Below are 6,836 nucleotides of genomic sequence, written 5' to 3'. Positions count from 1 at the left end.
TCCCGAAAGCTCACACCTAGCCTGACGCAGACTTCCTGGGCGATGTCTTCGGCATCGGCCTTCCTGCCGCACCAGCGATAGGCGGCGCGATAGACGAAGTCGTAGTGACGCTCCAGCAATTTGCTGAAGGCCCCCCTGTCTCCGCCCTTCGCCCGCCCGATCAGTTCAGCGTCGGAGGCTTCGCTTTCATCCAACATCATCGCCATCATTTGCCTGTTGGACGAAGGCTAATGGCCAATCCTTGGGGTAATGGAAAGATTTTTTTGGAAACGGGCGGATCGTGACCACCCACGCTCCCGCTTGACACATACATATCTCGACGGTTATACGTCAATCAATAGCCACCGGGTTATCGATCCCAAATGACCAACGCTCACGACGTCCTCTTCAGAACGCTCTCCGATCCGACGCGTCGGGCGATCTTCGAGCGCCTGTGCCGGCAAGGCGAGCAGACCGTCGGCGCCCTGACGGCTCAGTCAGGCGTCTCGCAGCCGGCGGTGTCGAAGCATCTCGGCGTGCTCCGGCAGGCCGGGCTGGTGCGCGACCGCCATGAGGGACGGCAGACCCATTATAGCGCCCAGCTTGCAGCGCTTTCTCCACTGACCGACTGGACGAACCAGATGAACGCGTTCTGGCAGAGCCGGTTCGACGACCTCGAAAATTTGCTCAAAAGAATGGATCAATGACCAACACTGCGACCGAAACGCGCTCCGTCATCGTCGAACGTGAGATCCCCTATCCGCCGGAGAAGATCTGGCGCGCGCTCACCCAACCGCATCTGATCGAGGAGTGGCTGATGAAGAACAACTTCAAGCCAGTCGTGGACCACCGCTTCAATCTCAGCGCGGACTGGGGCGGCGTCGACTGTCAGGTCCAGACGGTCGAGCCCAACAAGACGCTGTCCTACACCTGGGACACCAAAGATCTCGAGAGTGTGGTGACCTGGACGCTCACCGCTACCAGCACGGGAACCCATCTGCGCATGGAGCAGACGGGCTTCCGGCCGGATCAGCAGCCATATTTCCGCGGCGCCACGGTCGGCTGGCAAAGGTTCCTTACCGCCCTGGAAGACGTCCTGGCGCGGCTGGATTGAAACCGCCGGCAAGCGGACCGCTGGTCCGCTTCGGCTCGTTTTTGACGGGAGGTCTCATTGGACTGGAACAAGTGGATCCGGCAAATTCATCGCTGGCTGTCGATCATCTTTACGCTGACCGTCATCGCCAACTTCGCCACCATGGCATTTGGGCAGCCTCCCGCCTGGGTGGTCTATTCGCCGCTCTTGCCGCTCTTCCTGCTGCTGTTCAGCGGCCTGTACATGTTCGTGTTGCCCTATGTCGCCAAGGAGCGCGGCGCGCAGCGTGCGGGCGGATAGGAGTGGGCGGAATGGCCAAGACACCGGGACAATCGACCACGGCCAAGGCTGCGCCGGTGCTGCTCTCGGGCGGCAACCCGCAAATCGCCAAGGGCGACGGCGACGCCCCGGTGCAGGCCTACATCGCCGCAATGCCGGGCTGGAAGCGCGGGCTGGGCGAGCGCCTCGACGCGCTCATCGTGCGCAACGTGCCTGACGTCAGCAAGGCCGTGCGATGGAACTCGCCCTTCCACGGCATCGAGGGCCAGGGCTGGTTCGTGTCGTTTCATGTCTTCACCCATTACGTGAAGGTGATGTTCTTCAGCGGCATGTCGGCCGATCCCACCCGGCGGCACGGTGAAAAGCAAGGATGTGCGCTGGATCGACATCTGCGATGACCAGTTCGACGAGGCGCGGATGGCGGACTGGATCAAGCAGTCGGCCGCGCAGCCCGGCTGGATCCCGTAACGACCGAATACGACAGAGGAGAAAGAGCCATGAAGATCAAGCTGACCAGCGTGTACGTGGACAACCAGGAAAACGCACTGCGCTTCTACACCGACGTGCTGGGCCTCGCCAAAAAGGCCGATTTCAGCAACGGGCCCTATCGCTGGCTGACCGTGGCCTCGGCTGAAGAGCCTGATGGAACGGAGCTGCAGCTCGCGCTCAACGACAACCCGGCCGCCAAGGCCTATCAGGAAGCCATCTTCAAGCAGGGTCAGCCCGCGGTCATGTTCTTCACTGACGACGTCAAGGGCGACTACGAGCGCATCAAGGCGAAGGGCGGCGCGTTTATCAAGCCGCCGACCGAGGTGACCGGTTCGACCATCGCACAGCTGAACGACAGCTGCGGCAACCTCGTTCAGATCACCCAGCTGGCGCGCTGGTAACGGGCGGCGGTTGAAACGCGTCAAGGAAGGCACCCAATGAACCCATCCGAACAGATCGACCAGCTGATCGCCGGCCTCACGGACTGGCGAGCCGAAACGCTCGCCAGCATCCGCAAGACCATCCTTGCAGCCGACCCGGACATCGTCGAGGAGTGGAAGTGGATGGGCAGCCCGGTATGGTGCCTCGACGGGAACATCGTGGTCGGCAACGCCCACAAGGACAAGGTGAAACTCACCTTTTCCCATGGCGCGAGCCTGCCGGACCCCGACAGACTGTTCAACAACGGTTTTGGCGGCAAGGTATGGCGGGCAATCGATATTCTTGAGGGCGATAAACTCCATGAGGGCGCTCTGAAAGAACTCGTCCGTGCCGCCATCCATTACAACCAGGCCAAAAAGAAGAAGAAAGCCCCGGCGGCTACTCGGGCGAAGGTGCAGAAGTAAGACTATGAAGCAGGTCGTGGGTCGGCGCTTTTGACCCTAGGCCGCTTGCCCGGCCACCCAGCCCGACGACCATGCCCACTGAAAATTATAGCCACCCAGCCAACCCGTGACATCGACGGCTTCACCGATGAAGAACAGGCCCGGCACGGATTTCGCCTGCATCGTCTTCTGGTCCAGTCCGTTGGTGTCGACCCCGCCTAGCGTCACTTCGGCGGTGCGGTAACCCTCCGAGCCGGCAGGCTTGATGCGCCAGTCATTGACCGCGGCGGCGACGGTTTTGATCTGGGCGTCCGAAAGATCGGCGAGGTTGCCGTCGATCCCGGTTCGTTCAGTGATCGACTGTGCCAGCCGCTTCGGCAGATGGTTTGCCAGCACCGTCTGCACCGCTTGCCTTCCATTGCCGCGCTTGGCGGCACGAACAAGATCCGCGACATCCACCCCCGGCAGCATGGCGATGCGGATTTCATCGCCCTCGCGCCAATAGGACGAGATTTGCAGGATGGACGGTCCGCTGACGCCGCGATGCGTGAACAGCATCGCTTCGGAAAACCGCGTCTTGCCGCAGGCGACTTCCGCGTCGACGGCATTGCCGGCCAGGGGCGCCAACCGCTCGAGCGTGTTTGCATCGAAGGTCAGCGGCACCAGCGCCGGCCGCGTTTCGACAATGGCAAGGCCGAACCGTTCGGCAAGCTCGTAGCCGAAGCCGGTCGCCCCCATCTTGGGGATAGACTTGCCGCCGCAGGCCACGACAACGGACTGGCAAGTGACCGTGACCGTGGAGAGGGTGAGCACAAACCCCTCCTCGGTCTTGCGGACATCCTCAACCTTGGTCGACAGCGCCAGCTCCACGCCCCTGTCCCGCATTTCCGAGACCAGCATGTCGATGATCTGGCGTGCCGAGCCGTCGCAGAACAACTGCCCCAGTGTCTTTTCGTGATAGGCGATGCGGTGACGTTCGACGAGCGCGATGAAATTGCGCTGCGTGTATCGACTGAGCGCCGAAATGCAGAAATGCGGATTGCCCGAGAGAAAATTCTTCGGGCTGGCATGGATGTTGGTGAAATTGCACCGGCCTCCGCCGGAGATGCGGATTTTTTCGCCAGGCATTGCCGCATGATCGAGGATCAGCACCGAACGGCCGCGCTTAGCCGCCTCCACGGCGCACATCATTCCGGCGGCACCCGCGCCGATGATCACGACATCATAGGATTGCATCAGGTTAGTCGTTCCCGCTCGACCCGCTGATATGGGGCCGCGCCATTTGTGCTGCCTGATACCGCGAACGGGACGGGCAGCCAACAGGCAAGAACAGCCGCGGAAAGGCTTAGATCAGGGTCTCGGCGAACAGCGTCGTCAATCGCTTCCAGTGGCGTTCCGCACCCGCGGCATTGAAAACGCTATGATCGGGTACGCACCAGCCATGCGCCATGCCGGCATAGTTCTCGATGACATGGTCGACTTCCGCAACCCTGAGCGCCTCGGCCAGTCGCGCCGACTGTTCCGGCGGGAAACTCCTGTCGACACCCGCCATGCCGACATAGACACGCGCCTTGATGGCGGCCGCCTTGCGATGCGGGCTGTCGGCGGCGTCGCTGGCGAGATTGCCGCCATGGAAGCTCGCGGCCGCTTTTATCCGTTCGGGATAGGTTGCAGCCGCATTCAATGATCGACCGCCGCCCATGCAATAGCCGACGGTGCCGATCGGCCCTGTGATGCCCTCGGCAGCAAGTGCATCGAGGAATGCACCGCTGTCGCTGATGGTCATATCCTGTGAGGTGCCGGTGACCAGCGCCATCAGCGCTGCCTTGGTCTTTTCCTCGACAAAGGCGGTCTTGGCGTCGAAGGGCCCGTAAGGCGCATTGCGGTAGAACAGGTCGGGCACCAGCACCGCATAACCTTCATTCGCCAGCCGCTCGGCCATACTGTCGAGCGCCGGCCGCGGACCGAAAGCGTCCTGATAAAGAATGACGCCGGCCTTGGCCGGAGATGCGTTTGCCGAGCGGAAAAGCCCTGCTTTGGCAACGCCATCCCTGGTCTTGATCTGAAGGTCCTGTTTCGTCATCGCCCGCTCCGTTCGATTGGTGCGCGATACATATCCGGCCAAGCCGATACGGCAAGGCGTTCCCTGAACCTGACAGTCAACATTTCGTGCAGGATTGCGTGACGCACTATCGGTCGTCGGCGCGCACGGTCCGTGCGCCCACATGCACCGCGCGGCCGGCGCCGAGCCCCATGATGGCGGCGCCAAGCCCCAGCGCTACAAACAGCAGGGCCGACGCCGAAAAACTGCCGGTCCAGCCACGGATCAGACCCACTAGCAGCGGGCCGAAGGCCGCCAGCACATAGCCCACACCTTGCGCCATGCCGGAAAGATGGGCCGCGACATGCGAATCCGGCGAACGCAGCACGATCAGGCTCATGGCAGCCGCGATCAGACCGCCCTGCCCGATGCCTTGCAGGACCGCCCAGAACAGCACGGTCGAGGTCGGTGCAAAGAGAATGCCGAGCAGCGCAATCACCGCGGTGGCAACGAGCGCCACATTGATGCCGCGCTGGTCCTTCAGCCGCATCGCAAAGGACGGCACGGCGAGACAGGTGATGACCTGCGCCATCACCGACACCGAAACCATGGCGCCGGCGGTGGCCGCATCGAAACCGCGTTCGCGCAGGATCGGCGCCAGCCAGCCGAAGATGCAATAGGCAAGTGCCGACTGCAGGCCCATGAACAGTGTCACCTGCCAGGCCAGGCGATCGCGCCAAAGCCCGACGACGCGAAACCCTTGATGGCTGACCTGCCGCCGGCTGCCCAGCGCCTGCGGAATCCAGATCAACAGCACGACCAGCGTCGGCACCGCCCAGGCAGCTAGCGCCCCAGACCATGAACCCGTGACAAAATGCTCGATCGGCAGCGTGAAGCCGGCGGCGGCGGCCGAACCGGCGCAGAGCGCCATGGTGTAGAGCCCGGTCATGACGGCGGCCCTGTCGGCAAAATCACGTTTCACCAGGCCCGGAAGCAGCACATTGCCGATGGCTATGGCACCGCCGGCAAGGAAAGTGGCGACAAACAACAGGGGAATCGACCCGAACCAGCGCAGTCCGGTTCCCAGAACCAGCAGCGCGAGTGCGCCGAGCAAGGTGCGTTCAGCCCCATAGCGTTGGGCAAGTTTCGGTGCGAAGGGCGCAAACAGGCCCAGGCACAGAACGGGCAGCGTCGTCAGCAGGCTGGCGCCTGTCGTCGAAAGCCCGGTTGCCTGCATCACCTCGGGCAACAGCACCGACAGGCTGGAAAACAGCGGCCGCAGGCTGAAGGCGATCAGCACGAGGCTCGCGCCGAGCACGATACGCGCCGCACGGCTGCGCAGTTCAGGCGGCTGCGGCGCGGGCAGGCTGTCGACTTCCGCATCAATGAGTTCCAGCCCCTTGATGGCCTCGGATTGCGCCTTCGGGTCAGGCTGACGAAAACTCTGGTTCATTGCGAAAGCAGTCTTTCAAGTTGGGCAAGCACCGGTGCCATGAAGGCGCGGACGGCGGCAACCGCGCGCTCGGGATCGCTCGCGGCGATGGCGTCGACGATTGCCGCGTGCGCCTGCTGGTCCGGTTCGGGCAGATTGCCGTCGAGGGTGGCGTGGATTGTTTCGGTGATGGCGGCGGTGAAGAAGTCGTAGAGCTCCATCATTGCCCTGTTGCCGGACGCCGCGACGACCGACTTGTGGAAAGCAAGGTCGCGGCGGATGAAGGCGTCGCTTCCGCCGTCCGCGACGGTGCCGCGCTCGGCAAGCAATTGCCGCATCCGCTCGAGATCGGCCGGGGTGCGACGCCAGGCGGCGAGCCGTGCGGCCTCGAGGTCCAGCGCTGCCCGCGCCTCCCATTGATCGCGCAGGCCGCTGCGCTTGACCCGGTCGAGCGCGGCAGAGGCATCGACGGCGGAGCGCACATAAGTGCCCGAGCCCTGGCGCGTATCGAGCAGTCCCTGCGAGACCAGCACCCGCACCGCTTCACGCACCGTGCCGCGGCTGACCGACAAAAGGTCGGTAAGGGCTGTCTCATTGGGAATGCGCTCGCCGACGCCCCAGCGGCCGCTGACGATCTCGGCACGCAGGCTTTCGGTGGCGCTGTCGGTAAGATTGGTTCTGATGGCGGGTTGCATCGGC

At 63.2% G+C, this 6,836-nt stretch carries 10 protein-coding genes and 1 pseudogene; 6 read left to right on the top strand and 5 right to left on the bottom strand.

Annotated elements, in window-relative coordinates:
• Positions 1 to 206, bottom strand: a 206-nt coding sequence (locus tag FCU66_RS28135) for an RNA polymerase sigma factor (protein WP_281285550.1), incomplete at its 3' end; no start/stop codon positions are given.
• A gap of 156 nt (positions 207 to 362) precedes the next feature.
• Here FCU66_RS28135 and FCU66_RS28130 point away from each other — a divergent pair.
• The 6 genes and pseudogenes from FCU66_RS28130 (at position 363) to FCU66_RS28105 (ending at position 2,685) form a co-directional block, all read left to right on the top strand.
• A complete protein-coding gene (locus tag FCU66_RS28130) occupies positions 363 to 686 on the top strand; it encodes an ArsR/SmtB family transcription factor (RefSeq protein ID WP_126069390.1) in 324 nt (107 codons plus the stop codon).
• Positions 683 to 1,093, top strand: a complete 411-nt coding sequence (locus FCU66_RS28125) for an SRPBCC family protein (RefSeq protein ID WP_136621322.1) — start codon at positions 683 to 685, stop codon at positions 1,091 to 1,093. The genes FCU66_RS28130 and FCU66_RS28125 overlap by 4 nt, the downstream gene beginning before the upstream one ends.
• A gap of 57 nt (positions 1,094 to 1,150) precedes the next feature.
• Positions 1,151 to 1,372: a hypothetical protein gene (locus FCU66_RS28120; RefSeq protein ID WP_136621323.1), complete on the top strand. Its 222-nt coding sequence runs from the start codon at positions 1,151 to 1,153 to the stop codon at positions 1,370 to 1,372.
• Between the two features lie 11 nt (positions 1,373 to 1,383).
• Positions 1,384 to 1,819: pseudogene (locus FCU66_RS28115) on the top strand (DUF1801 domain-containing protein).
• A 29-nt stretch (positions 1,820 to 1,848) separates the two neighbouring features.
• Positions 1,849 to 2,241 (top strand): VOC family protein, encoded by a 393-nt coding sequence (locus tag FCU66_RS28110; RefSeq protein ID WP_136621324.1) that lies wholly within the window; start codon positions 1,849 to 1,851, stop codon positions 2,239 to 2,241.
• A gap of 36 nt (positions 2,242 to 2,277) precedes the next feature.
• Positions 2,278 to 2,685, top strand: a complete 408-nt coding sequence (locus tag FCU66_RS28105; RefSeq protein ID WP_136621325.1) for a DUF1801 domain-containing protein — start codon at positions 2,278 to 2,280, stop codon at positions 2,683 to 2,685.
• A 36-nt stretch (positions 2,686 to 2,721) separates the two neighbouring features.
• Here FCU66_RS28105 and FCU66_RS28100 read toward each other — a convergent pair whose 3' ends face one another.
• The 4 genes from FCU66_RS28100 to FCU66_RS28085 form a co-directional block, all read right to left on the bottom strand.
• Entirely contained in the window at positions 2,722 to 3,900 is a 1,179-nt protein-coding gene (locus tag FCU66_RS28100; RefSeq protein ID WP_136621326.1) for a BaiN/RdsA family NAD(P)/FAD-dependent oxidoreductase, read from the bottom strand.
• 109 nt (positions 3,901 to 4,009) lie between these two features.
• Positions 4,010 to 4,747, bottom strand: coding sequence for a dienelactone hydrolase family protein (locus FCU66_RS28095; RefSeq protein WP_136621327.1), 738 nt, complete (start codon positions 4,745 to 4,747; stop codon positions 4,010 to 4,012).
• Between the two features lie 106 nt (positions 4,748 to 4,853).
• The gene (locus tag FCU66_RS28090; protein ID WP_136621328.1) at positions 4,854 to 6,158 is read right to left on the bottom strand and encodes a CynX/NimT family MFS transporter; all 1,305 of its coding nucleotides are present in this window, start codon (positions 6,156 to 6,158) and stop codon (positions 4,854 to 4,856) included.
• Complete coding sequence (locus FCU66_RS28085) at positions 6,155 to 6,832, bottom strand: FadR/GntR family transcriptional regulator (protein WP_136621329.1); 678 nt, start codon at positions 6,830 to 6,832, stop codon at positions 6,155 to 6,157. The genes FCU66_RS28090 and FCU66_RS28085 overlap by 4 nt, the downstream gene beginning before the upstream one ends.
• Positions 6,833 to 6,836: the final 4 nt, after the last annotated feature.

Source organism: Mesorhizobium norvegicum, from assembly GCF_004919685.1.
GTDB classification, from domain to species: domain Bacteria; phylum Pseudomonadota; class Alphaproteobacteria; order Rhizobiales; family Rhizobiaceae; genus Mesorhizobium; species Mesorhizobium norvegicum.
The sequence above is the reverse complement of the archived record's forward strand: the minus strand, read 5'-3'. Positions and strand labels throughout refer to the sequence as shown.